Genomic DNA, 19,929 nt, shown 5'->3' with positions numbered 1-19,929 from the left:
ACAAGGGGGCTACGTCCGGTCGGCGGCGCAGCCGATCCGACAGCGGCCGGACACAGCTCCGCCGTGACGAGCTGATCCGGGCAATCGCGAACCTATGCCGCCCAGCGCGAACTCCGGTCAGTCCCAGTAGTTGAAGAGCACCTCGCCCAAATCAGCCGGAGCCCAGTACTTCAGGTCCGCCGGGTGGTACCCCGGCCACGTCCGCTCGTCGAACGGCCCGGCCAGGTCGGCCGGGGTCAGCGCCTGGAACGCCGGGAACTCCGCCAGCACGGCGACCAGGTCGGGAGCTTCGACGAACGTCAGCCATGCCGCCCGACCGCCGTTCCGTCGATTGCCCGGGGCTCGGCGACCGCCACGACCGGCTCGGTCCGGTCGCGGGTGCACACGATCGACAGGCGATAGCCGCCGTAATCGAGGACGCCCTGATGGAAGTTCGGCGTGACACCGTCGGCGATCCGGAACTCCACGATCCGGCCGCCGGTGCGCCGGGCCACCTCGTGGCACGCCCGGCGGAACTCGCGGAGGCTGGTCATCGCGCGACCGTACCGGCTCAACGCGGGTCCACGTGACGGGTTTTCCGGGCCGTCGGCCATCGCCTGTCAGGCGAATCCGGTCCGTGACCGGGCCTTGTAGCCGGGACGAGCCGTGTTCACGTTGGACGTTTCGTCGGCGATGTGAGTCCCAGTGTTGTGGTCAGGTCGAGCAGCTCTGCGCGATAGAGCTTCGCCGGATCTCGCACCTGGGGCCGGAGGTGGCCGTAGACCTCCAGGGCCACCAGGCCGTGCATCCGGCCCCATACCCGCATCGCCAGCGCGACAGCCGCCGGTGGCAGGTCGGGGAACGATTCCTTGATCACTGCGGTGAAGCCGGGCTCGAAGTCGGACCACGCGTAGTCGCTGTCGGACAGCAGATTCCGGGCCTGCGGCCAGGCGGCCGCGACGAGTCCGGTGAGCACTGCACAGGCACGGTGTTCGGCTTCCGCCGCGGCACCGCCCTCGGGCGCCTGGTAGCCGGGAACCGGGTCGCCGTAGATGAGCTGGAACTCTTCGGGGCGCCCGATCGCCCAGTGCCGGAATGCTTCACCGACGGCCAGCACCCGGCCGACGGGATCTTCTGCCGGCACGGCGTCGCGGGCGGCCTCCTCCGCGTCGGCGAGCGAGGAGTACACCTCGGCGATCAGCGCGTTGATCAGGTCGTCGCGCGTGGCGTAGTAGCCGTACAGAGCCCCGGCGGTCATCCCCATCTCGCGTGCGATCGCCCGCAGGGAGATGGCCGGATCGTCGACCGATTCGGCGCCCGGCGCACGTTCGTTCTCGGGCTCACCCTCTTCGGGCTCTCGTGCCTGGCCGGGGGCTTCGCGGCCGGTCCCGAAGCCTTGGTGGGCGCGCGCGCCATTCAGGGCTTGGGCGCCGCATTGCTCACCCCGGCGACCCTCGCGCTGATCAACACGAGCTTCGCGGAAGGTACTGACCGTAACCGCGCGCTGTCGGTGTGGGGAGCCGCCGGCAGCGGCGGGCTCGCCCCGGTGCACTGCTGGGCGGCGTGGTCACCAACGCCTGGGGCTGGCAATGGGTGCTGTTCCTCCTGGTGCTGCCGGCGCTGGGAGCCGCGGCGGCCGCCCTGGGCGGGGCTTACTACCTGTTCACCACCTACCTGCAGGACGTGCTCGGGTACAACTCCTTGCAGGCCGGTTTGGCTTTCGTGCCACTGACTCTCGTCTCGATGGCGGCGTCGTTGAAGTTGACCGGAGCTCTGCTCGGCCGGTGGGGCGTCCGCACCCCTTTGTTCGTCGGCATGCTCGTCAACGGCATCGGGATGGTCCTGCTCGCCACTGGCATGGCCGCCGGCGCCTCGTTCTGGACGGTGCTGGCCGGTCTCCTCGTCTGGGGTCTCGGCGGTGGTCTGACCTTTCCCGCGATGTTCGTCGCTGCAGCATCCGGAGTCGCGCCCGGCGAGCAAGGTGTCGCCTCCGCGTTGGCGACCACCTCACAGCAGATCGGCGGCGCCATCGGCCTCGCCGTGCTCGTCGCCATCGCCAACGCCGGCCTCGACCTTCACCCCGGAGCCGCGCCGGCGCCGACCGCCATCGTGGAAGGACTTCGCGTGGCGCTCTGGACCGGCGGGATCGCCTCAATGGCCGGCGGGCTCCTTGCATTCCTGCTCAAACGACAGCCGGAAGCTTCCCAGGACGTCACGACGTCAACGATGACCAGCGCCGGGCCACGATCGAAGCGATCTTCACCGAAGACGCCGACATCATCGACCTGGACTGGACCGCCGAGGGCAGGGACGCGGTCGCCAGCGCGATCGGCCAGTCACGCGAAAAGCTGGGCGATCTCGTTCTCGGCCTCACCCACCTGATCAGCACGCACAACAACGTGGCCCTGTACTCGTGGCACCTCGGTGAGCAAGCCGCACCGGTGGCCACCGGCTACGGAGTCCTCACGCTCGAAAAGGACCGCATCCGCCAGGCCTACAACTTCTTCGGCTGAACCCACCCCACGATCTTCGTGGCACACAGGAAGTGACGCCGTGTTGGACAGCGCTACCCGCCATGTCCAACACGGCTTTCCTTTGCACCACGGGCACGGCCTGACCGCGCCCTGCATCAATGACCATTCCCCACCGGATGCTGACACCCCGCATCGAACGCCTTCGGCCGCACGCATTGCCCTCAACCCGAGTTGCACCGGGCGTTCGTTTGACAGAGCCAACGTCCGCACATGCCGCTGATCGAGCGTCCGTCCGGACGCACGCTCATCCCGATGAGAGGATGACTCGGTTGGCGTCGGCGGATGTACGCATGCACTACCGGCTCTTCGCACGCTCGCGGTCCGCAGCCATTCGGATGTCCCGGAGTCCAGAACAGCCGATCGAGAGATCCGGATCAGTTTGCGAGGTTCCCCCCGCCAGCAGCAGGACATCGTCGAGAACCTGTGCAGGCATCTCAAGTTCGCGTGGGCCGAAGCAGTCGTGCCACGCCATGTCCACCAAGTGGAGCAGATCGAGCGCGGCCTCGACGTCCGCGGACGAGAACTGCCCCTCGATGCGGGGTTTGCGTTCCTGGCGGCGTTGCGCACTTCCGACAGCCATCGGATCCTCCAGTCGATGCGTCTCCAATGATCCCCCCTGTGGCCTCTTATCGGCTGCAGTGGAGTGGAGCTGACTAACGAGCCGATGCCCGCTCATGCTCCGACGCCGGATGGTTGACCAGCGCGTCCTGGACGCAGTCTCGGCGTCGCCCCTCAGCGTGAGCACCAACCGACGGTAGCCGTCAGCGCGGTGGATTCGAACTGGCTCGAATACCTTCCCGTTGCAGGTTCTCGCAAGGTTGAGTGGTCATGTGGGCGCGGGCGCCGATGGGAACCCGCACAAACGCCCACGCCGAAATCTGCTTTCGGGCAACGGACGACACAGCGGGAGAGCAACTTGGCGCGCACAAGACCTTCGTGCCGACCGCAATGGTCTTTGCTTCTTTCGTTCCCATCACGGCCGCACATACCACGGCCGACCTGATCGCGGACCTGTCCCGTGAATCCCGAGCTCTACTACGGTCCGAAGTACTTGAAATGGGAGGCGTCATGAAGGCTGGTAAAGGGAAAATCCTGGTCGCGGCGATGGTCGTACTCGCCGGCACGCTGTTCGCGGGCCAGGGCTCGGCCGGGGCCACGACAGCGTGGGCACCTGATCATTTCAAGGTCTGCTGGACCACCACTCCATGCGATGTGTACGCCGAAGGCGACATCACCTGGGGCAACCGCACGGCCAATGTTTCCGTTCGCGTCGTCGGCCCCGGCGGCTACGCCACCGCGCATTTCGACGCCTTCGCGGGCAGCACGAAGGTGGACTCCCACATCTCCAACGAACCCGGTGAGCAATTCAACATCGGCAACCCGAACCTCCCGGGCGGCATCAACCGGATCAGGACCCAGGTGTGCTTCACAGCCATCGGAGGCGAGACCGGGTGTGGCGGCCAGTGGAACGACATCCGGGACTAGCCCCAATGCCGTGTAGTTAGGTGGTGTGGGGTGTTGTCAAGGGGCTGCTAGGCATGACGCAGCGGAGCCCCGGTAGACAGGCTTGTCCTCGCGAGACAACCATCTACCAAGGGGCTCCGCTGCCTGCTCAGGCTGTCATCACCCGCACGATCACCGTGGCCCCAGGCCCGTTCGCACCAGGTCATCTGGGCGAGCTGACCCAGATCGTGCCCTTCGACCTAATCGACGAGATCCTCATCGAAACCCGCGCTGTCCAGACCAGAGCCCGGGACCTGCCCTCGCGTGTCGTGGTCTACCTTCTGCTGGCCGGATGCCTGTTCACCATTCCCCAAGCGTACCAAACGACAGACCGCCGTCACTTATTTTACGTTGGCGTCGATTCACTGGCAGTGTACCGCCGGTTGTTGCGCCGGCGTGCTGCGCGCGTTGGGCGAGCCGTACGAGTGATTCGTAAAACGGTCGGTAGACCTCGGCGGTGAGGGCGCCGGAGTTGCGGGCGGCAGCCAGGGTGTTGAGCTCGCGCGCCGCCAGGCTCGTGGCGGCGTCGATCAGGCTGGCGAGACCACGCAGTGGGTCGTTGTCGGCGAGTGCCCGTTCGGCGGCCGGCTCCGGCCCTCACTGCGCGGGTGGCCTCCCAGTGGGGAGTCGTGCTCGGTGAGCTGTTCGCGAGCGGGCCTCGTCTGTCGTCATGCGCTGTCGATGGCGCGACGGAACGCTCGCGGTGCTCAAGCTCAGTCCGGATCGGGCAGTGTTGACCAAGCAGGTGGAGATGCTGCGCGTGTTCGCGCCATCGGGCCGGGTACCGGCCGTGTTGTCCGCGGACACGGAAGCCGGGGCGATGGTGTTGGAGGAGATCCTGCCCGGCACCGAAGCCGAGGACCTGCCACCGGCGTCCTTGCCGCAGCTGTGGGGAGAGTTGCTCGCCGCACTGCATGCCGTGCGTCCGCCCACGCACGGGCCGCGGGACCTGCGCGGCCGTGCGACGAGGCCTTCGCCCGGATCGGCCGGAGGCTGTCCGAACCGGCCATCGGCGCGCGGATCGACCAGCCCACGTGGCAGCGGGCGATACAGCGCTGCGCGGCGGTTGCTGGACACTCAGGCCAGCATTGTGTTGCTGCACGGCGATCTGCACCTCGGCAACGTCCTCGACGGCGGTCCGTCGCGGGGTCTGGTCGTGATCGATCCGAAGGCGTGCTTGGGTGATCCGTGCTTCGATGCCGTCGACTACGTGGTGGCCGGTGCCGGATTCGAGGGTGTCGAGGCCCGTTGTCAACGAATGGCGGCAACGTGTGGACTCGATGGAGACAGGCTGTATGCCTGGAGCCGGGTCATCGCGTCGATGGTGGCCGTCGCGCACCTCACCTATGACGGTCCGGAGCCGGCGATCGACGAACTACTCGCCCTGGCTCGGTGATCCACACGGATATCCCCTTATGCCGCTGACCGCGCGCTCACGTCCGGTAATGCCGATGTGTGGACGTTTGATCGCGATTGCCGGGCCGCAATCTGTGATTGCTCGGTCAGGCCGCATGAGCTCGGCGGTCCTTCGCGCGCGGCGCGCTTTCAGACCGGCGCCGGAGGCTCCGATGGCGTCCTGAGTGCGGTTTGCGAGCACAATCGGCAACCGGACCGCGGACACCGTTCGTCTCGCTCATCCGCCCTTGCTCAGGTCGGCGGGCTGCGCTGAGCCGCGGCCCCGCTGCTCCCTCTCGAGGGGGAGGAAACCCGTCCTGGCGGGGGAGGTACCGCAGCGCCCGGGACGTCAGGGTTGCCGGTATGGATACCACTGATCTCGGCCCTTCCACGAGGACGCGGCTTCCGGTGACGGCAGCTGCCGCGGCGAGCTTCGCGTTGAGCGTGCTGGGTGTGTACTGGCTGGTGTGGGACGTACCGAATCCGCTGGACCGTCCCGACCGGAAGATCAGCTCGGCCCTGTCGGCCTACCCGGACGGCTGGACCAACGGAATCTTCGCCGGCTGCGCCGTCATCGCACTGGCCGGAGCGCTGTGGCTCCTCGCCAGCCGCCGAGCGACGACCGCGGTGGCCTGGGTGGCCGGTGCGTCGATCGTCGCGTTGCTGATGCTGATGGACGGCTCCGGCCTGATCCTCGCCGGCTACCTCCCCGCCATCGTGATCGGTTCGGTCCTGGGTGCCGACCAGGTGAATCTGTCGGCCCTGCTGTCCCCGGGCCTGGCGCTGCAGGTGACCCTTCTGCTCACCGTGGCCGCGTTCGGAACGGTCGTCGCCGGGCGGGTGCGCCTCGGGCTCGGCGACACGGGACCGGCGCCGACGCCGGCCGATCGGGCGCAGCGGCTCGCCCGGGCGAAGGCGCGGACCCGGTTCTGGACGAAGATCGCGATAGAGGCACCGGCGCTCTACGCGCTCACCCGCGTGCTGATGTTCTTCTGCGTGCCGGGGTTCGACATGTTCGGCTTCGGCGAACCGATCCTGTGGGCGGGTCTCGGTCTGGCCGTGTCGGCCGCCGCGGGTGCCTGGCTCACCAGCGGGCTGATCCGGCCCTGGGGCGAAATATTCCCCCGTTGGATCCCCCTCTTGCGCGGCAGGCGCGTTCCCATCCGGCTGGCGGTGGTGCCCGGGCTGGTGGTCGCGGTGATGGTGGCGACCACCGCCAAGGACCTCCTGCTGACGTTCGCCACGGGCGACTCGGGCCTCGCCGCGGTGACCGATTGGCCGCTGGTCGCGCTGCCGATGCTGCTGTGGCCCTTGTGGGCCTTCGCCTTGGCGATGGCCGCGGCCGGCTACGGCATCCGCCGACGGCTGAGCGAGGCGGAACCGGCATCGGTCAGCCACAGCACTGGCCCGGAACCTCTGACATGACGCCGGCGGACCGGCGTAACGCCACGATTGCCGCGTCACGCGTGAAACGCGATCGACAACTGGATCACGGTCGTTGCCGGCGACCGAGCATCGAACGTGAGGACACCGTGGTGTTCACGGCGGGACGTTGGTTCAGCTCACGTTGGCCGCGGCCATGATGATGCGCTGCGCGGTCTGCGGTATGTCCCCACCCATGTGCAGGGTGTTCACCGAGTAGACCAAGCGGCGGGACCGGTCCAAGGTGGTGCCCATGCCGCTGGCGTACCCGGGCCGGTCGCCGGTTTTGCCCCAGAACACAACCTGGCCGATGGTCATCCGGGCGAGCCCGCCGCCGATGTGCGCCGGTACGTCGTTGCCGGGGTCGTCGTCACCGTCGTAGTCGGCGACGTCCGGGATCGCGAAGAGCTCGGCGGTCTGCGCCGGCGGCAGCAGCCGGCCGGACACCAGTGCGGTGAGGAACCGGTCGAGGTCGGGGGCGTTGGAGATCATTTCCGCCGCGGCCCACTGGAAGGTGGGGTTGGCCTGGGTGATGTCGACGTAGTCGGTGTGTCCACCGGTGGTGACCGCTTCGTACCCATGGGCGTGCGGGCCACGGATCTCGATGTCGGTGCCCGGTACCGAGGTGGCGGACAGTTGCAGCGGCTGGATGATCCCCTCGCGGATCGACGCGCCGTACGGGCGGCCGGTCACCTTCTCGATGACCATGCCGAGGACGAGGTAGGTGATGTTGCCGTAGTCCTGCTTGGTGCCGGGGGCGAACGTCATCGGCCGGCCGGCGGTAGCCAGGTCGATCAGCTGGCGTGGGGTCCAGGTGTCGAACCGATGGGCCAGGAACCAGGTCGGGTCCTTGTGGTCGATCCTGATCCCGGGGATTCCGGCGGTGTAGTTGAGCAGTTGGCGGATGGTGATCGGCGCGTAGCCGGCGGGCAGTACGTCGGGCAGGTAGCTCTGCACGGTGCGGTTCAGGTCGAGCCGGCCCCGGGCCGCCAGTTGCAGCACGGCGGTCGCGGTGAACGTCTTGGTCATGCTGCCGATCCGGAAGCGGCCGGCCGCCGGCACCGGCCGGCCGGAGTGGATGTCGGCGACGCCTGAGGTGCCCACCCACGTGCCGGCCGAGCCGCGCACCTGGACCAGGGCGCCGCTGGCCTCATCGTTGGGCAGCCCGGCAATGGCCGTGCGCATCGCAGCGGGGTTCAGTGGCGGCAGGGTGGAGGCCGAGGCTGCGGGGGCGAGGGTGGTGGCGAGCAGCAGGGTCCCGCAGGCGAGACCCATGGCGCGGCGTAATCCGGTGGAATCGCGAGGCTTCATGGTGAAAGCCTGCCGCGTGGGATAACCCCTGCCATCCGGGACAACCCCGGGGCCGGCCCGGAGATCATCCCCGACGGTTGACCCCAGGGTAGCGCCCGCCCGGTTGCGGCCGCGCCCTCTTGTTCTGCGCGCCGACAAGGTGAAACGCGCTCTTCTGCCGCGACAGGTCCATAATCGCCGCGTGAGTTCGATCATCGAGTTCTTCGTTGCTCCGGACGACACCGCCGCGGCCGGTGTCATGGAGCGCGGACCTGGTGGCAGCTTCGAGTCGGCGACCTACGGCCACTTCGACATCTGGTCCACCCTCGTGGAATGGGAAAGCATTCTGAGGAGCCGACGCCTCGCGGAACCCATGACCAGCGGCGGCCCGGAGGACGAAATCGACCCGGACTTCGTCAGCCTCGTGGACAACGTCAGGTCGTCGACGGACCGGGTGAAGAGGCGGCCGAAGCCAGTGGACGTCAGCGGCTGGTGCGCCGATGGTCAGTAGGCACGAACAGAGTGCTGTTCATCGAGACAGATACCTGACGGAGGTTCGATCATGAACGGCACCAGCGTCACCGGAACCCGCGGTGAACTCGACATCGACGGCCGTCGCCTGTCCTACCTGGACTTCGGTGGGCCCGGCCGCCCGCTGCTGGCCCTGCACGGCCACCTCTACGAGGGCCAGACGTGGGCGCAGCTGGCCCTGGCGCTGGCGCCGCAGTGGCGGGTCATCGCGCCCGACCAGCGCGGGCACGGCGATTCCGACCGGGCCGTCTCCTACACCCGCGAGGACTACGTGGCCGACGCGATCGCCCTCCTGGACCACCTGGGGATCGAGCAGGCCGTGACGCTGGGACACTCCGGCGGCGGCATCACCGCCTTCCAGATCGCCGCCCGGAACCCGCACCGCGTGTCGGCGATCGTCAACGTTGAGGGCCCGGTCTGCGATCTCGACGACGGTCCCAGCGCACTGTCGTTCGTGCTGTCACTGCCCTACACAGCTTCCGACCAGCAGAAACTCCTGGACGCCGTCGGCCCGCTGGCCCCGATGCTCGGCGACCAGCTGCGCCCCACCGCCGACGGAGGCTGGCGCCTGCCGTTCCACCCGCAAGACACCATCGCCTCAGAGCAGGGAACGCACGGCGACCACTGGGCCGACTGGACCGCCACCGACTGCCCCGCCCTGTTCGTGCTGGCTCGCAACAGCCAGGTCATCACACCCGAGGAAGGCCGGGAGACCGTCGCCCGCCGCGCCAACACCCACCTCGCCGAACTCGACGGCGACCACTTCGTCCACACCACCGACCCCCAGGGCTTCGGCGCCGCCGTCAAAGACTTCCTGGACACCCTCACCTGACCGCTCGAGGATCGGGAGGACCCTGCCGATCCCTACAGCCGATCCTGGTGGTGGAGTCGCCCGGCGGATAAGCCGGCCTGAGCGGATCGCCGCGATGGGATACCCGCAAAGCAGGCACCTCGCACATCCGACGAACCATTCGTCGTCGGCGACGCGCGGCACGAGTTTGTCGGCGACCGGCGATTCGAGCCGGTCCGCGTACCAGCGGTCGAATTCCGCAGCACTTCTCGTCACCCTCCGACCATCCCACACCTCCTTGCTGCCGGGGTTTGAGCCGGCCGTCGCCGTGGGTACTGACGGAGATCATCGCTGTCCCGTTTTGGAGGGTGCTCGTGCAGATCCAGGTCAACACCGACCACAACATCCACGGTGGCGAAGGTCTGGCCGCCTATGTGACCACCGACCTGGAAAACAGCCTGTCCCGGTTCGGCGGATGGCTGACCCGGGTGGAGGTGCACCTCAGCGAGGACGGGGGCGGGAAACCGGACGACAAGAAGTGCGTGATCGAGGCGCGGCCCGGCGGCAAACAACCGGTCGCGGTCACCCACCACGCGACCACTGTGGACGACGCGTATGCCGGGGCGGCGCAGAAATTGGGGCGGGTGCTGGATTCCCGGTACACCCGCGCCCACGACCACAAGGGCAGCGAGAGCATCCGGCACATGCCCCCTCCGGAGGACCCGGAGCAGGTCGGCGTGCTCGAGGACGAGCCTCGGGCTGCTCAGGACGACTGATCGATGCCAGTGCCCACTACTGCCTCGCGAGCGCCCACGGCATGAGTTTCCCGGCGAGCGCTTGGCTGAACGGACGCACCAGCGCTTGCAACTCGGCGCAGGCGGGCTCGCCGATGTGCGCGTAGGGGGTGACGCTGTTCTCGTCGGTCGCCTTCTCGACTTCCGCTCGGCGGGCCGCGCCGGTGGGCGTGAACGTCAGGGTGGCGTCGCCGGTGAGCCAGTCTCGCTCGCGGAGGTCGGCGATGGCCCCGTTCCAGTCGTCCTCGGACCACGCCCGGGACGTGCGCAGGGTTTCGGCGGGGACCGCACCGGAGGCGGCGTGGGTGACGAGGGCCTCGATGCCGCCCAGGCCGGCCGTCAGCAGGGCGGCCACGTGGGCGTCGCCGCGGTACTCCCGGAGCAGGGTCTGGGCGTGCCACAGCACCAGGTGGGGCTCGGCCGGCCACGGGAGGGCCGCATGGGCGGCGAAGAGAGGGCGGCCGGTGACATCGCCGGTGACCGACTCGGCGGCTGCGCGGAGGAGCGCGGCGGCTCGGCGCATCTCGGGTGAGCTGATCGCGTCGCCCAGGATGCCGCGCAGGGCCAGGTCGGCCGCTTCGTAGCGGGCGGTGAGGACAGCGGCCGGGTCCGTCGTGGACCAGGCCGTGGTGATCGACTCCCCGACGAGAACCGGGTTGAAGTTGTAGAAGGTCGCGACCACGACCGGCGCCGGGACCGCGCCGAGGGCCGCCGACCTCGACGCGAAGTAGCCGGCGCGGCCGGTGAGGCCGAGTTCCTCGTACTTGGCCGCGGCTTCCGGGGCGAAGTAGATCATTCCGTGGTATGGCTCGAGGAATCGCCAGGTCCGGCGCGCCGCTTCGATCACCGGGTCAACATACCATCCGGTCGGTATGACAGGGGGCTTTCGGCCGCCGCCACTCACCGTCGTGCCGGCCGGAAGGTCTTCCGGTACGCAGCCGGGTTGACCCCCACGGTCTGGGTGAACTGGGTGCGGAAGTTGCTCGGCGACGGAAACCCGACCTGCGCGGCGATGCGGTCGACGGTGTGGTCGGTGACCTCGAGGAGCTCCTGGGCGTGCCGGACGCGGACGCCGGTGAGCCACTGGATCGGGCTCTGCCCGGTCTCGGCGTGGAAGTGCCGGGCGAGGGTGCGGGTGCTCATGCCGGCCGCGGTCGCGATGTCCGCGAGGGTCAGCGGGCGGTGGGCGTTCTCCTCGATCCAGATCAGGGCCTTCTCCAGCGTCGCGGTCCGGTAGGTCGGGCGGTTGCGGAGGATGAACTGGCCCTGCCCGCCGGTGCGCTGGAGGGGCGCGACGGCCAGGCGGGCCGCGTCGGCGGCGACCGCGACGCCGTAGTCGCGCTCGACGATGTGCAGGCACATGTCGAGGCCCGCCGACGCGCCCGCCGACGTCAGGATCTGCCCGTTGTCGATGAACAGCGCGTCCGCGTCGACGTGGACGGCCGGGTGACGGCGGGCGAGCTCGTCGGTGGCGAGCCAGTGCGTGGTCGCCCGCTGCCCGTCGAGCAGGCCGGCCTCGGCGAGGGTGAAGGCGCCGACGCAGATCGACGCCACCCGCGTGCCCCTGGCCACCGCCGCACGCAGGGCTTCCCCGACCGCGGGCGGCGTCGGCCGGGCGGGGTCGTTGCGGCCCGGGACGACGACCAGGTCCGCCCGGCCCACCTCGTCCAGCCCCGCGCCGACGCCGATGCGCAGCGGGCCGGCGTCGACCATCGGCTCCGGGCCGGCCACGACGATCCGGTAGCCCGGGCGCCCGTCCGGCAGCCGGACGCGCCCGAGGGTCTCGACCGGCGTGGCCAGATCGAACGCGATCACGTCGTCCAAGGCGAGCACGACAACCGTGTACATGGGCCAAAAGTACCGCAGAGAGGCCCTGGCGAGATCCAGGTGCCTTTTGACCGGATAGCCAATTGCCGGTGACGCCGGGAGTGCGCAGCATGGCTGGTGATCACCACCCGCGAAAGGACCACCCATGCCCCACCCGCGAGCCCGGTTCGTGCTCTTCGACCCCCTCGACGCCGTCGCGCCGCACGAGGTCCTGTCCGCCGGGCGCGACTTCCTGGGCGGCGCGCTCGACGTCGAGTTCGTGTCCGCCGAAGGGCCCCGGGACGTCGTCTCCGGCATCACGCTCACCGCCACCGCGGCCCTGGATCCGGCCGCGCCCGGGTACGTCGTGGTGCCCGGCGCGGCCGGCCCCGTCGACGGCGACCCGGACGAGGTCGACACCATCCCCGTGCTGCTCTCCCGGTTCGCGGCGAGCGCCGCGGCCCCGCTGCTGCGCGAGGCCGGCCACTCCCGCGCGGGACGCCTCCCCCGCACCGCCGTCACCGGAGAACGGGCGGGCGCGTGAAGGCTTTCCTGCTGTCCGTGCACGTCCTGGCCGCGATCCTCGCCATCGGGCCGGTCGCGGTCGCCGCGAGCATGTTCCCGGCCACGGCGCGCGTCGCCCACCTGGCGCCGGACGACCCGCGCAAGAACGCCGTTCCCGGCGTGCTGAACCGGATCACGCGCGTCTACGCGGTCATCGGCATCTTCGTGCCGGTCTTCGGCGTCGCCACCGGGGCCGCCCTCGGCGTGCTCGGCGACGCCTGGCTGATCGTCTCGATGGTGCTGACCGCGGTCGCGGCCGTCCTGCTGGCCGGTCTGGTCCTGCCGGGGCAGCAACGGGTGCTCGGCACCGGCATCCCGGACCGGCGCCTGGCGATGTCCACCGGGCTCTTCAACCTGCTGTGGGCGGTGGTGGTCGTCCTCATGATCGTCCGGCCCGGCTCGACGACCGGAGCCGGGCGATGAGCCCGCGCCGCGCCCTGCACGTCCTCGGCACGGCCGAACTCACCACCCTGGCGCTCCTGCTGCTCAACCTGGTCACCGTCCACCACCGGACGATCTCCGGCGTCCTCGGCCCCGTGCACGGGTTGGCCTACACGGCCACGATCATCACGGCGATACTCCTGGCGAACGGCCGGAGCCAGGTCTGGCTGCGCGCGCTCGTCCCCGGGATCGGCGGGCTGCTGGCCGCGCGCGCCGTCGGCCCCCGCCCCGCACCGGGCAGCCCGAAAACGGGCTCTGGGTAAGGCCACTACCGGGCCCGGCCGTCCGTGAAATCCGAGGCCGGTGCAGCACCAGCTTCACCGGTCGGGGTCCGGCCGGACGGAGTGCGGCTTTTTGCCGTGCACGAACGAGGCGATGCCGTCGAGGATGCGCTGGAGGCCGAACTCGAACGCGTGCTCTGCGTCGTGCACGCCGTCGTAGTGGGTGGTTGCGGTGGTGCCGACGCGCACGGCCACGGCGTAGCGCTCCCGGTCGAGTACCCGGTCCAGGTGGGGAGCGAGCGTGCTCCACCACTCGTTGTCGCTCTGCCCGTCGGCCTCGGACCGTTTCTTCCACTCGAGGAGGCTCGCGGTCGCGTCGCGGACATACCCCAGGACGAGGGTCAGTGCGGAGTCCATCTCGACGTCGGTCAGTCCGATTCCCTCGACGGCGCGGAGTTCGGCGTCGTACTTGGCGATGACACCAGGCCCCAGGGGAGGCCGCCCGGGAAGGTGCGTCAACAGCCAGGGGTGCCGCTCGAACAGGGCACGGTTGACCCGGGCGACCTGTTCCAGGCGGAACCGCCAGCCGGCACCGCCGCTGTCGACGTCGTAACGGACTTCGGCGCTGACCCGGTCGACCATGATGTCGAACAGCACCGCCTTGCCGGGCACGTACCGGTACAGCGTCATCGTGCCCACGCCGAGCTGGTCGGCCACCCGCCGCATCGACAGGCTGTCCGGCCCGTCCGCGTCGGCGACTTCGATCGCGGCCGACACGACCTGGTCGAGGCGGAGGCCGGGTTTGCGGCCGAGACCGGAACGTTCCCGCGTGTCCCACAGCAGCTCGAGCGTGCGTGCCGGGTCACCGGGGCCGGTGGACGCGTCGGTCATGGACACCCTCCCTCATTTGCGTGTACCGTACCCGAATAGAGTTCGCGTACGACGTACTCGAATATGATCGCAGAGACTGGCGGGAGACGACGTGGTAGCAGCAGCGTTTCGGGTGGGACTGCGGGTCGGTGACGTGGTCGCCGCCGCACAGTTCTACCGGGGGTTCGGATTCGACGAGGTCGGCAGCGTGCCCGGCCCCGACGGCCGGCCCGTGATGACGATCCTCAGCCGCGGGGACGTGCAACTGATCGTCGACGCCCTGGTGGGCATGCCCTTCCCCGACAGCGAACGGGAACGCCGGACCCAGACCGGGCCGCGCGGCCTCGGGGTGGCCATCGGCCTCGGCGTGGACGATCTCGCCACGAGCTACGAGTACTGCCGGACATCCGGGTGCACGATCACCTCGGAGCCGATGGACGAGGCATGGGGCGACCGCGTCTTCGAGTGCCTCGATCCGTTCGGCTACCAGTGGGAGTTCTCCGAGCCCATCAAGGACTGGGACCCCGCTGCCGGCCTGGAGGCGGTTCAGGCGAGCTGGTTCGGCGACCGGTGAGCCGGCCGGACGCGGTCGATGAGGTGGTGACGATCAGCCCGGTCGGGTGGGTCGCCCGGCAGGCACGGCGGTACGAGGAGTCCGGGGGCACGAAATGGACCACGGTGCACGGTGCGCCGTGTCTGCTGCTGGACTACCGGGGCCGACGCAGCGGCCACTGGCACCGCACGGTGCTGATCTACCGCCGCGACGGCGAGTCGTACCTGATCGTCGCGTCCAACGGCGGCGCCGAGAGCCATCCGCTGTGGTACCACAGCATCACGGAGAACCCGGACGTGCGGGTGCGGGTAGGACCGGATCGGTTCACCGCCCGCGCCCGCACGCTGTCCGGCGAAGACAAAACCCGGGTGTGGCCAGGCCTGGTGGAGACGTTCGCACCCTACGACGGGTACCGGCGCTCGACGTCCCGGGACATCCCAGTGGTCCGGCTGCACCCCACCGGCCGGCAATAGCCCTTGGCGGCGAACGAGGAACGTGCCGGCCGAACTCGTTGGTGCCGGTCGGAATCCGGTCGTTCAGTCGGACAGGTCCCGCCCCCGGGCGCCCATTCGTCCGGCCGCCCGGCGGTCCGGTGGGCCGCCGGGCGTCGGCATCCGGCGATCCGCAGCGCAGTGCTGCGGGTCGTTGCGCAGGATTTTCCAGCACAGGTAAACGCAAACGCCGGCCGCTGGTGCACCTCCCAGCAACGTGGCGGCGATGCCGAGCGGGACCACCGCCCCGGCCGAGTACAGCGGCAGCAGTACCGCCGTGCCGATGGCGAACTTCGCCAGGAATATCGCCGTGCACACGTCATACCGCCGCCGCTGCCGGCGGTCGCGTCGCCAGGTCAGGCGTTCGCCGCGCACGGCGCCCATCACCAGCCCGATGATCGGCCGGCGCACCAGCAGGGAAACCAGGAACAGCACCCCGCCGATCGCTTGCAACAGGACGGCGGTCAGGTAGAAATCGACCGCGCGCCCGGTCGTTCCGGCCAGCAACGCGGACGCCCCGACCACGAGCAACCCGAGCGCCGGCTGCCAGACCTTGCCGCCGGTGCACAGCCGCACCACGGCCAACAGCACCACGCCACCGACCGCCACCAGCGCGGACGCCGGCACCTGCCCGGTCACCAGGTACGCGGCCAGGAACAGCGCCCGCGACGCGACGCCTTCGGCGACCGTGCGCCAACCGCCCACCGCGCCGAACAACGACAGCGACCTCCGCGTCAGCATGGCGAGACTCATGTGCTCGCCTTCGCGCCGGCAGAAGGGGAATTGCTGCGGCGCATCGTGTCCTCGTAGGCGCCGATCGCGTCGAGCAGGCCGAGCCGGCCACGGTGCGCCGCCGCCAGTGCCTCGCAGAGGTGGCGCGCGTCCTGCATCGCCAGGTTGCCGCCGAAGCCCGGGGCGAGGTGGATGGCGTCGCCGATGAGCGTCACCGGGCTGGCGGGCCAGGCCGGCATCGGCGGGATCACCCCGATGCGCAGCGCGACCGTGACCTCCGGCCACGCCTCGGCGACAACCGACCGCAGGGCCGAGGGCAGATCGACGGTCAGCTCCCCGGCCCGGCACCACACCGCGGCCGAACCGAGCCGCTCCTGCGTGACGGGCAAAGCCCACATCACGTAGTCGTCGATCCCGGCGACCGCGCCGTGGCGCAGGGCCGGCAGCCACCGCCGCCGCGCGACTTCGGGAGGTTCGGTGAACCGCAGCACGCCCAGCGCCATCGTCGTGCCCCGCACGTGTGCGCCGGCGGCGCTGTTGCCGATCAGGCCGGGCAGCCCGGTACCGAGCACGGCACGCAACGGAGTGGCACCCATGATCATCCGGCGGCCCGTGTCCACCACCCGCACGTCCGGCAGGTACCGGCGGCGGACCACCGAACCGACTCCGTCGGCACCGACCAGTACGTCCGCGGTGTCCGTGCGGCCGTCGGCGAACCGGACCCGGACCGTGCCGTCGGTGCCCCGTTCGAACCGGGTGAACTCCGCGCCGAAGCGGACCACGTCGTCCAGTTCCGTCAGCAACACCGCCTTCAGCAGCGGCCGGTGGACCTGCCGGCCCGGTCGCGCCCGGCCCGCCACGCCGCCGGACGGCAGCGTGCCCGTGACGGCCAGCTCACCGTCCACTTCGGACAGAGCCAGGGTCTGCTCGCGCGGCCCTCCCGTGGTGGCCTCCACCATCGCGACGTGCGCCGGGGGCAGGCACGCGCGCAACGCCGACGCCCCGCGGTCGTCGACGTGCAGGCTGACCCCCTGCGGACGCCCCAGCGCGGCGTCCCGTTCGTACACCACGACGTCGATCCCCGCCCGGCGCAACCCGTGCGCGAGGGTCAACCCGCCCAAGCCGGCGCCGATCACGACCACCCTCATCCCGCCACCCCATTCTTCATCGCCCGATGAAGAACACCGTACGGCGCGTTCGGGCAAAACTCCACCAGCCGGTGAAGAAAGCGGTGTTAGGGTTCGGTGGTCATGGCAGAACACGACGACAGCCGCCGCCCCGGCCGCTGGCGCTCCGGCGCGGAGAGCAAGCAGCGGATCCTGCAGGTCGCCCGCGAGCTGTTCCACCAGCAGGGCTACGGCAGCACGACCGTGCGCGCGATCGCCACCGCGGCCGGGGTCGACCCGGCGATGGTGTTCTACTTCTTCGGCACCAAACAAGGCCTGTTCAGCGCCGTGACCGACATGTCCGGCAACGTCCCGCAGGCCATCGAGGCGATCTTCGCCGGTGACCTCGACACCATCGGGGCGCGCATCGTCCGCACGCTGGTGGAAAACCTCGACAAGTCCGACCACATGCCACTGGTGATGCTGACCAGATCGGCGCCCACCGACCCGCGGTCCGAGGCGCTCCTGCGCGAATTCATCGACCGGGAGATCACCGGCCGGCTCGCGGCCCTGCTCGGCACGCCGGACGCCGCGCTCCGGGCGGCCATGGTCAACGTCCAGATCCTGGGTCTCGCGGTCGCCCGGTACATCGCGCGCATCGAGCCGATCGCGTCGTCCTCGGTCGACGAGCTGGTCGCCACGTTCGGCCCGCTCGTGCAGCACTGCCTGACCGGCGGGACCCGGCACGTCGACGTCCGGGAGCTAAGAGAGGCCGAGTGACCGGGCCAGGTGAGTGGTCCACCAGCGGAGCTGCGGGCCGGAGGACGTGGACGCTCGGCCGGTGAGGCCGGCGCTGCGCCGGAACGCGGAACCGTAGCGGGACTCGGTGGCGAGGGCCTGGTGGAGAGCGGCGACGGCGAGCCGGGTGTCCTCGATCGGGACGTCGGCCGCGTCGGCTCGCAGTGCGTGCAGCGCGTCGACGACCGGGGCGAGCATGCCCGATCCCCGATCCCGCCACCCGGCGGCGTGCAGCGCCACGGCCAGTTCGCCGTAGCCACGGCGGTAGAACGCAGCCAGGGCCTCGACCAGCTCACCGAGATCGGCGCCGCGGTCGAGCCAGGCGTCCAGCACTTCCGCCACTCCTGCGCGGATCTTCCGGCCACCGTGCCGCAACAGCGCTTCCAGGAGGCGGTCGCGGGTGCCGAAGTGGTGGTTGATCCCGGCGTCGGTCATGCCGACGAGGGTGGCGATGACCCGGACCTGGACGGCGGCGACGCCCCCCTCGGCCAGGAGCCGCTCGGCGGCGTCCAGGATCAGGCGCCGAGCTTCGTCGGGAGGACGGCGTACCCGCGGAGACGTCATGTCCCCCACCCTACCTTGACACCTCAAGGTAGGGTTTACCTTGACTACCCAAGGTAGAGAGGCGCGGCCGCCATGATCGAGCTCACCGGCACTCGAGCACGGCGCATCGCGCGCCCGGACGCGGTCCTTCGCGGACAGGAGGCCGGCGTCGGACCGACCGTCCTGCTGCTCCACGCCGGTGGCGAGCGGCGCCGGGTCTGGACGCCGGTCATCGAGGTCCTCGTCGAGGCCGGGTTCCGGTGCGTGGCCTTCGATCAACGCGGTCACGGTGACAGCGACGGCTCGCCGCGGGCGCTCGTGCCCTGCGCGGACGACGTCGCCGCCATGCTCCAGGCCGAACCGCCGGGATGCGTGGTCGTCGGTGCCTCGCTGGGCGGGCTCGCCGCCATCGCCGCCCTCGGTGATCCGGCGGTTCGGGCCCGGGTGGCGGGCCTCGTGCTGGTGGACGTCGTGCCCGGCCTGGATCCGGACCGGGTCCGCCGCTTCCTCGCCGCCGGCGGCGTGCTCGAGGCCCACGCCGAGCTCGTCGACGACATCCTCGCCCGGGTTCCCCACCTGCGGCAGATCACCGCCCGGCTCGACCTCCCCGTCCTGCTGGTCCGCGGCGGCCACGGGTCGCCCGTCACCGACGGCGATGCCGACCGGTTGCTGCGCCTGGTTCCGCACGCAACGGTGACCGGCATCCCCGGTGCCGGGCACCTCGTCGCCCGGGACCAACCGGTGGCGCTGGCCGAAACCGTCGCCGCCGTCACCAGCGAGTGGCCGGCGCTCGCGCTCCTGCGCGATCTCGGCGCGCGGCAGGTCGATCACCCCGGCGGCACCCTCCTCGACCACCTCCGGCGCGTGCACGAGCAGGTGGCCGGCTGGGGTGGGAGCCGGCGCGCACGCCTCGCCGCGCTCTGCCACGCCGCCTACGGCACCGACGGCTTCCCGCACCCGCTGCTGCCGCCGGACCGGCGCGCCCGCCTGCGAGCGGCCATCGGCGATGACGCCGAGGCCCTGGTCCACCTCTACGGCGCCTGCGACCGGAGCAAGACCTACGCCCACCTCGGCACGACACCGCTCCCCCTCACGAACCGCTTCACCGGCGAGATCGTCTCCCTGGCTGCCGACGACCTCACCGACTTCGCCCTGATCACCATCGCCAACGAACTCGACGTGGCCCGCACCGCTCCGCTCGCCTCGGAAACCCGCAGGGCCATCCGGGCCCTCATCGCCGCGCTGGGCGCCTACGTCCCCGACGTCACCACCCGAGCCCTCGCCGACCCGTCCCTTCTCTGACCCGGCACATCCACGATCCCGCCGAGGCCCGGACCATGCTCCGCGTGACCGAATCCTGCTACGCCGGGTAGCGGCCCAGCCGGCCTCCCGGCCACTGATCCCGCCCGAAACGGCCGGGCGTGCGGCGCGCCCCGCTCCCGCGGCCGTGTAACTTTCACGACCCCGGTGTCCTTTGTGGATCGAATCCGTGCCTTTGAGGTGGCCAAGCCGCCCGGCCCGGCGTCCGGGGCCCGGGTGGCCGGGCGCGTGGATTGACACTCTTCG

The 19,929-nt window shown here is 70.3% G+C and carries 25 protein-coding genes and 2 pseudogenes; 16 read left to right on the top strand and 11 right to left on the bottom strand.

Translation table 11 applies throughout. The annotated features are described in order from the left end of the window. Positions 1–117 precede the first annotated feature (117 nt). The 3 genes from AB0M80_RS30945 to AB0M80_RS30935 form a co-directional block, all read right to left on the bottom strand. On the bottom strand, positions 118–270 hold the full coding sequence (locus AB0M80_RS30945) for a hypothetical protein (protein WP_364571983.1): 153 nt from the start codon (positions 268–270) through the stop codon (positions 118–120). Positions 271–299: 29 nt separating this feature from the next. After that, positions 300–533 (bottom strand): hypothetical protein, encoded by a 234-nt coding sequence (locus AB0M80_RS30940; RefSeq protein ID WP_364571981.1) that lies wholly within the window; start codon positions 531–533, stop codon positions 300–302. Between the two features lie 116 nt (positions 534–649). Beyond that, on the bottom strand, positions 650–1,399 hold the full coding sequence (locus AB0M80_RS30935; RefSeq protein ID WP_364572186.1) for a TetR/AcrR family transcriptional regulator: 750 nt from the start codon (positions 1,397–1,399) through the stop codon (positions 650–652). Between AB0M80_RS30935 and AB0M80_RS30930 the strand changes: the two are divergent. Together AB0M80_RS30930 and AB0M80_RS30925 are read left to right on the top strand one after the other, a co-directional pair. Further along, positions 1,331–1,711, top strand: a pseudogene (locus tag AB0M80_RS30930) (hypothetical protein); the annotation flags it as partial. The gene AB0M80_RS30935 and the pseudogene AB0M80_RS30930 sit on opposite strands and share 69 nt — an antisense overlap. Further along, on the top strand, positions 1,600–2,361 hold the full coding sequence (locus AB0M80_RS30925) for an MFS transporter (protein ID WP_364572184.1): 762 nt from the start codon (positions 1,600–1,602) through the stop codon (positions 2,359–2,361). The pseudogene AB0M80_RS30930 and the gene AB0M80_RS30925, both read left to right, overlap by 112 nt. Positions 2,362–2,808: 447 nt before the next feature. Here the strand turns inward: AB0M80_RS30925 and AB0M80_RS30920 are convergent, their stop codons facing one another. Then, the gene (locus AB0M80_RS30920) at positions 2,809–3,093 is read right to left on the bottom strand and encodes a hypothetical protein (protein ID WP_364571979.1); all 285 of its coding nucleotides are present in this window, start codon (positions 3,091–3,093) and stop codon (positions 2,809–2,811) included. Between the two features lie 248 nt (positions 3,094–3,341). Between AB0M80_RS30920 and AB0M80_RS30915 the strand changes: the two genes are divergently transcribed. From AB0M80_RS30915 to AB0M80_RS30900, 4 genes and pseudogenes are all read left to right on the top strand, one after another. Beyond that, positions 3,342–3,998: a hypothetical protein gene (locus AB0M80_RS30915; protein ID WP_364571977.1), complete on the top strand. Its 657-nt coding sequence runs from the start codon at positions 3,342–3,344 to the stop codon at positions 3,996–3,998. Positions 3,999–4,135: 137 nt separating this feature from the next. Next, a pseudogene (locus tag AB0M80_RS30910) lies at positions 4,136–4,318 on the top strand (transposase domain-containing protein); the annotation flags it as partial. Positions 4,319–4,719: 401 nt separating this feature from the next. Beyond that, positions 4,720–5,412, top strand: a complete 693-nt coding sequence (locus AB0M80_RS30905; protein WP_364571975.1) for a phosphotransferase — start codon at positions 4,720–4,722, stop codon at positions 5,410–5,412. Between the two features lie 407 nt (positions 5,413–5,819). Beyond that, on the top strand, positions 5,820–6,836 hold the full coding sequence (locus AB0M80_RS30900; protein WP_364571973.1) for a hypothetical protein: 1,017 nt from the start codon (positions 5,820–5,822) through the stop codon (positions 6,834–6,836). A gap of 132 nt (positions 6,837–6,968) precedes the next feature. Here AB0M80_RS30900 and AB0M80_RS30895 read toward each other — a convergent pair whose 3' ends face one another. Then, positions 6,969–8,144 carry a serine hydrolase domain-containing protein gene (locus AB0M80_RS30895; protein ID WP_364571971.1) on the bottom strand — a complete coding sequence of 392 codons (1,176 nt, stop codon included), beginning with the start codon at positions 8,142–8,144 and terminating at the stop codon, positions 6,969–6,971. 181 nt (positions 8,145–8,325) lie between these two features. Between AB0M80_RS30895 and AB0M80_RS30890 the strand changes: the two genes are divergently transcribed. The 3 genes from AB0M80_RS30890 to AB0M80_RS30880 all read left to right on the top strand — a co-directional run bounded on the left by AB0M80_RS30890 (position 8,326) and on the right by AB0M80_RS30880 (position 10,220). Next, positions 8,326–8,634 (top strand): hypothetical protein, encoded by a 309-nt coding sequence (locus tag AB0M80_RS30890; RefSeq protein ID WP_364571969.1) that lies wholly within the window; start codon positions 8,326–8,328, stop codon positions 8,632–8,634. 51 nt (positions 8,635–8,685) lie between these two features. Beyond that, entirely contained in the window at positions 8,686–9,486 is an 801-nt protein-coding gene (locus AB0M80_RS30885; protein WP_364571967.1) for an alpha/beta hydrolase, read from the top strand. A gap of 332 nt (positions 9,487–9,818) precedes the next feature. Further along, the gene (locus AB0M80_RS30880; RefSeq protein WP_364571965.1) at positions 9,819–10,220 is read left to right on the top strand and encodes an HPF/RaiA family ribosome-associated protein; all 402 of its coding nucleotides are present in this window, start codon (positions 9,819–9,821) and stop codon (positions 10,218–10,220) included. 16 nt (positions 10,221–10,236) lie between these two features. Here AB0M80_RS30880 and AB0M80_RS30875 read toward each other — a convergent pair whose 3' ends face one another. Continuing rightward, complete coding sequence (locus tag AB0M80_RS30875) at positions 10,237–11,085, bottom strand: hypothetical protein (RefSeq protein ID WP_364571963.1); 849 nt, start codon at positions 11,083–11,085, stop codon at positions 10,237–10,239. Positions 11,086–11,138: 53 nt separating this feature from the next. Next, positions 11,139–12,086: a helix-turn-helix domain-containing protein gene (locus AB0M80_RS30870; RefSeq protein WP_364571961.1), complete on the bottom strand. Its 948-nt coding sequence runs from the start codon at positions 12,084–12,086 to the stop codon at positions 11,139–11,141. Positions 12,087–12,210: 124 nt separating this feature from the next. Between AB0M80_RS30870 and AB0M80_RS30865 the strand changes: the two genes are divergently transcribed. Genes AB0M80_RS30865 through AB0M80_RS30855 form a run of 3 tightly spaced genes read left to right on the top strand, consistent with a single transcriptional unit; the run spans position 12,211 to position 13,312 of the window. Then, entirely contained in the window at positions 12,211–12,588 is a 378-nt protein-coding gene (locus AB0M80_RS30865) for a hypothetical protein (protein WP_364571959.1), read from the top strand. Next, a complete protein-coding gene (locus tag AB0M80_RS30860; RefSeq protein ID WP_364571957.1) occupies positions 12,585–13,031 on the top strand; it encodes a hypothetical protein in 447 nt (148 codons plus the stop codon). The genes AB0M80_RS30865 and AB0M80_RS30860 overlap by 4 nt, the downstream gene beginning before the upstream one ends. Further along, positions 13,028–13,312, top strand: coding sequence for a hypothetical protein (locus AB0M80_RS30855; protein WP_364571955.1), 285 nt, complete (start codon positions 13,028–13,030; stop codon positions 13,310–13,312). The genes AB0M80_RS30860 and AB0M80_RS30855 overlap by 4 nt, the downstream gene beginning before the upstream one ends. 54 nt (positions 13,313–13,366) lie before the next feature. On the opposite strand, the gene AB0M80_RS30850 is transcribed toward AB0M80_RS30855, so the two are convergent. Further along, complete coding sequence (locus tag AB0M80_RS30850; protein WP_364571953.1) at positions 13,367–14,161, bottom strand: TetR/AcrR family transcriptional regulator; 795 nt, start codon at positions 14,159–14,161, stop codon at positions 13,367–13,369. A gap of 112 nt (positions 14,162–14,273) precedes the next feature. Here AB0M80_RS30850 and AB0M80_RS30845 point away from each other — a divergent pair, with 112 nt between their 5' ends. Next, positions 14,274–14,714: a VOC family protein gene (locus AB0M80_RS30845; protein WP_364571951.1), complete on the top strand. Its 441-nt coding sequence runs from the start codon at positions 14,274–14,276 to the stop codon at positions 14,712–14,714. Further along, positions 14,711–15,166 (top strand): nitroreductase family deazaflavin-dependent oxidoreductase, encoded by a 456-nt coding sequence (locus tag AB0M80_RS30840; RefSeq protein ID WP_364571949.1) that lies wholly within the window; start codon positions 14,711–14,713, stop codon positions 15,164–15,166. Before AB0M80_RS30845 ends, AB0M80_RS30840 begins: the two co-directional genes overlap by 4 nt. A 63-nt stretch (positions 15,167–15,229) precedes the next feature. Here AB0M80_RS30840 and AB0M80_RS30835 read toward each other — a convergent pair whose 3' ends face one another. Next, on the bottom strand, positions 15,230–15,937 hold the full coding sequence (locus tag AB0M80_RS30835; protein WP_364571948.1) for a DUF3159 domain-containing protein: 708 nt from the start codon (positions 15,935–15,937) through the stop codon (positions 15,230–15,232). Continuing rightward, complete coding sequence (locus tag AB0M80_RS30830; protein WP_364571946.1) at positions 15,934–17,064, bottom strand: NAD(P)/FAD-dependent oxidoreductase; 1,131 nt, start codon at positions 17,062–17,064, stop codon at positions 15,934–15,936. The genes AB0M80_RS30835 and AB0M80_RS30830 overlap by 4 nt, the downstream gene beginning before the upstream one ends. Positions 17,065–17,166: 102 nt before the next feature. Between AB0M80_RS30830 and AB0M80_RS30825 the strand changes: the two genes are divergently transcribed. Further along, positions 17,167–17,802, top strand: coding sequence for a TetR family transcriptional regulator (locus AB0M80_RS30825; protein WP_364571944.1), 636 nt, complete (start codon positions 17,167–17,169; stop codon positions 17,800–17,802). Here AB0M80_RS30825 and AB0M80_RS30820 read toward each other — a convergent pair. After that, positions 17,785–18,384, bottom strand: coding sequence for a helix-turn-helix domain-containing protein (locus AB0M80_RS30820; RefSeq protein WP_364571943.1), 600 nt, complete (start codon positions 18,382–18,384; stop codon positions 17,785–17,787). The genes AB0M80_RS30825 and AB0M80_RS30820 overlap by 18 nt on opposite strands. Before the next feature lie 72 nt (positions 18,385–18,456). Here AB0M80_RS30820 and AB0M80_RS30815 point away from each other — a divergent pair, with 72 nt between their 5' ends. Further along, on the top strand, positions 18,457–19,665 hold the full coding sequence (locus AB0M80_RS30815; protein WP_364571941.1) for an alpha/beta fold hydrolase: 1,209 nt from the start codon (positions 18,457–18,459) through the stop codon (positions 19,663–19,665). The last annotated feature ends 264 nt before the right edge of the window (positions 19,666–19,929 follow it).

The sequence above is a fragment of the Amycolatopsis sp. NPDC051045 genome (assembly GCF_040682955.1).
Lineage (GTDB): Bacteria > Actinomycetota > Actinomycetes > Mycobacteriales > Pseudonocardiaceae > Amycolatopsis.
Note: the sequence above shows the minus strand (reverse complement) of the source record. Positions and strands in the feature narration are given on the sequence as shown.

Bases quoted from the DNA above. Each gene is read 5' to 3' on its own strand.
- AB0M80_RS30915 (WP_364571977.1), top strand. From the start codon at position 3,342: ATGTGGGCGCGGGCGCCGATGGGAACCCGCACAAACGCCCACGCCGAA.
- AB0M80_RS30855 (WP_364571955.1), top strand. From the start codon at position 13,028: ATGAGCCCGCGCCGCGCCCTGCACGTCCTCGGCACGGCCGAACTCACC.
- AB0M80_RS30870 (WP_364571961.1), bottom strand. From the start codon at position 12,086: ATGTACACGGTTGTCGTGCTCGCCTTGGACGACGTGATCGCGTTCGAT.
- AB0M80_RS30830 (WP_364571946.1), bottom strand. From the start codon at position 17,064: ATGAGGGTGGTCGTGATCGGCGCCGGCTTGGGCGGGTTGACCCTCGCG.
- AB0M80_RS30895 (WP_364571971.1), bottom strand. From the start codon at position 8,144: ATGAAGCCTCGCGATTCCACCGGATTACGCCGCGCCATGGGTCTCGCC.
- AB0M80_RS30815 (WP_364571941.1), top strand. From the start codon at position 18,457: ATGATCGAGCTCACCGGCACTCGAGCACGGCGCATCGCGCGCCCGGAC.
- AB0M80_RS30825 (WP_364571944.1), top strand. From the start codon at position 17,167: ATGGCAGAACACGACGACAGCCGCCGCCCCGGCCGCTGGCGCTCCGGC.
- AB0M80_RS30865 (WP_364571959.1), top strand. From the start codon at position 12,211: ATGCCCCACCCGCGAGCCCGGTTCGTGCTCTTCGACCCCCTCGACGCC.
- AB0M80_RS30920 (WP_364571979.1), bottom strand. From the start codon at position 3,093: ATGGCTGTCGGAAGTGCGCAACGCCGCCAGGAACGCAAACCCCGCATC.
- AB0M80_RS30940 (WP_364571981.1), bottom strand. From the start codon at position 533: ATGACCAGCCTCCGCGAGTTCCGCCGGGCGTGCCACGAGGTGGCCCGG.
- AB0M80_RS30850 (WP_364571953.1), bottom strand. From the start codon at position 14,161: ATGACCGACGCGTCCACCGGCCCCGGTGACCCGGCACGCACGCTCGAG.
- AB0M80_RS30835 (WP_364571948.1), bottom strand. From the start codon at position 15,937: ATGAGTCTCGCCATGCTGACGCGGAGGTCGCTGTCGTTGTTCGGCGCG.
- AB0M80_RS30820 (WP_364571943.1), bottom strand. From the start codon at position 18,384: ATGACGTCTCCGCGGGTACGCCGTCCTCCCGACGAAGCTCGGCGCCTG.
- AB0M80_RS30885 (WP_364571967.1), top strand. From the start codon at position 8,686: ATGAACGGCACCAGCGTCACCGGAACCCGCGGTGAACTCGACATCGAC.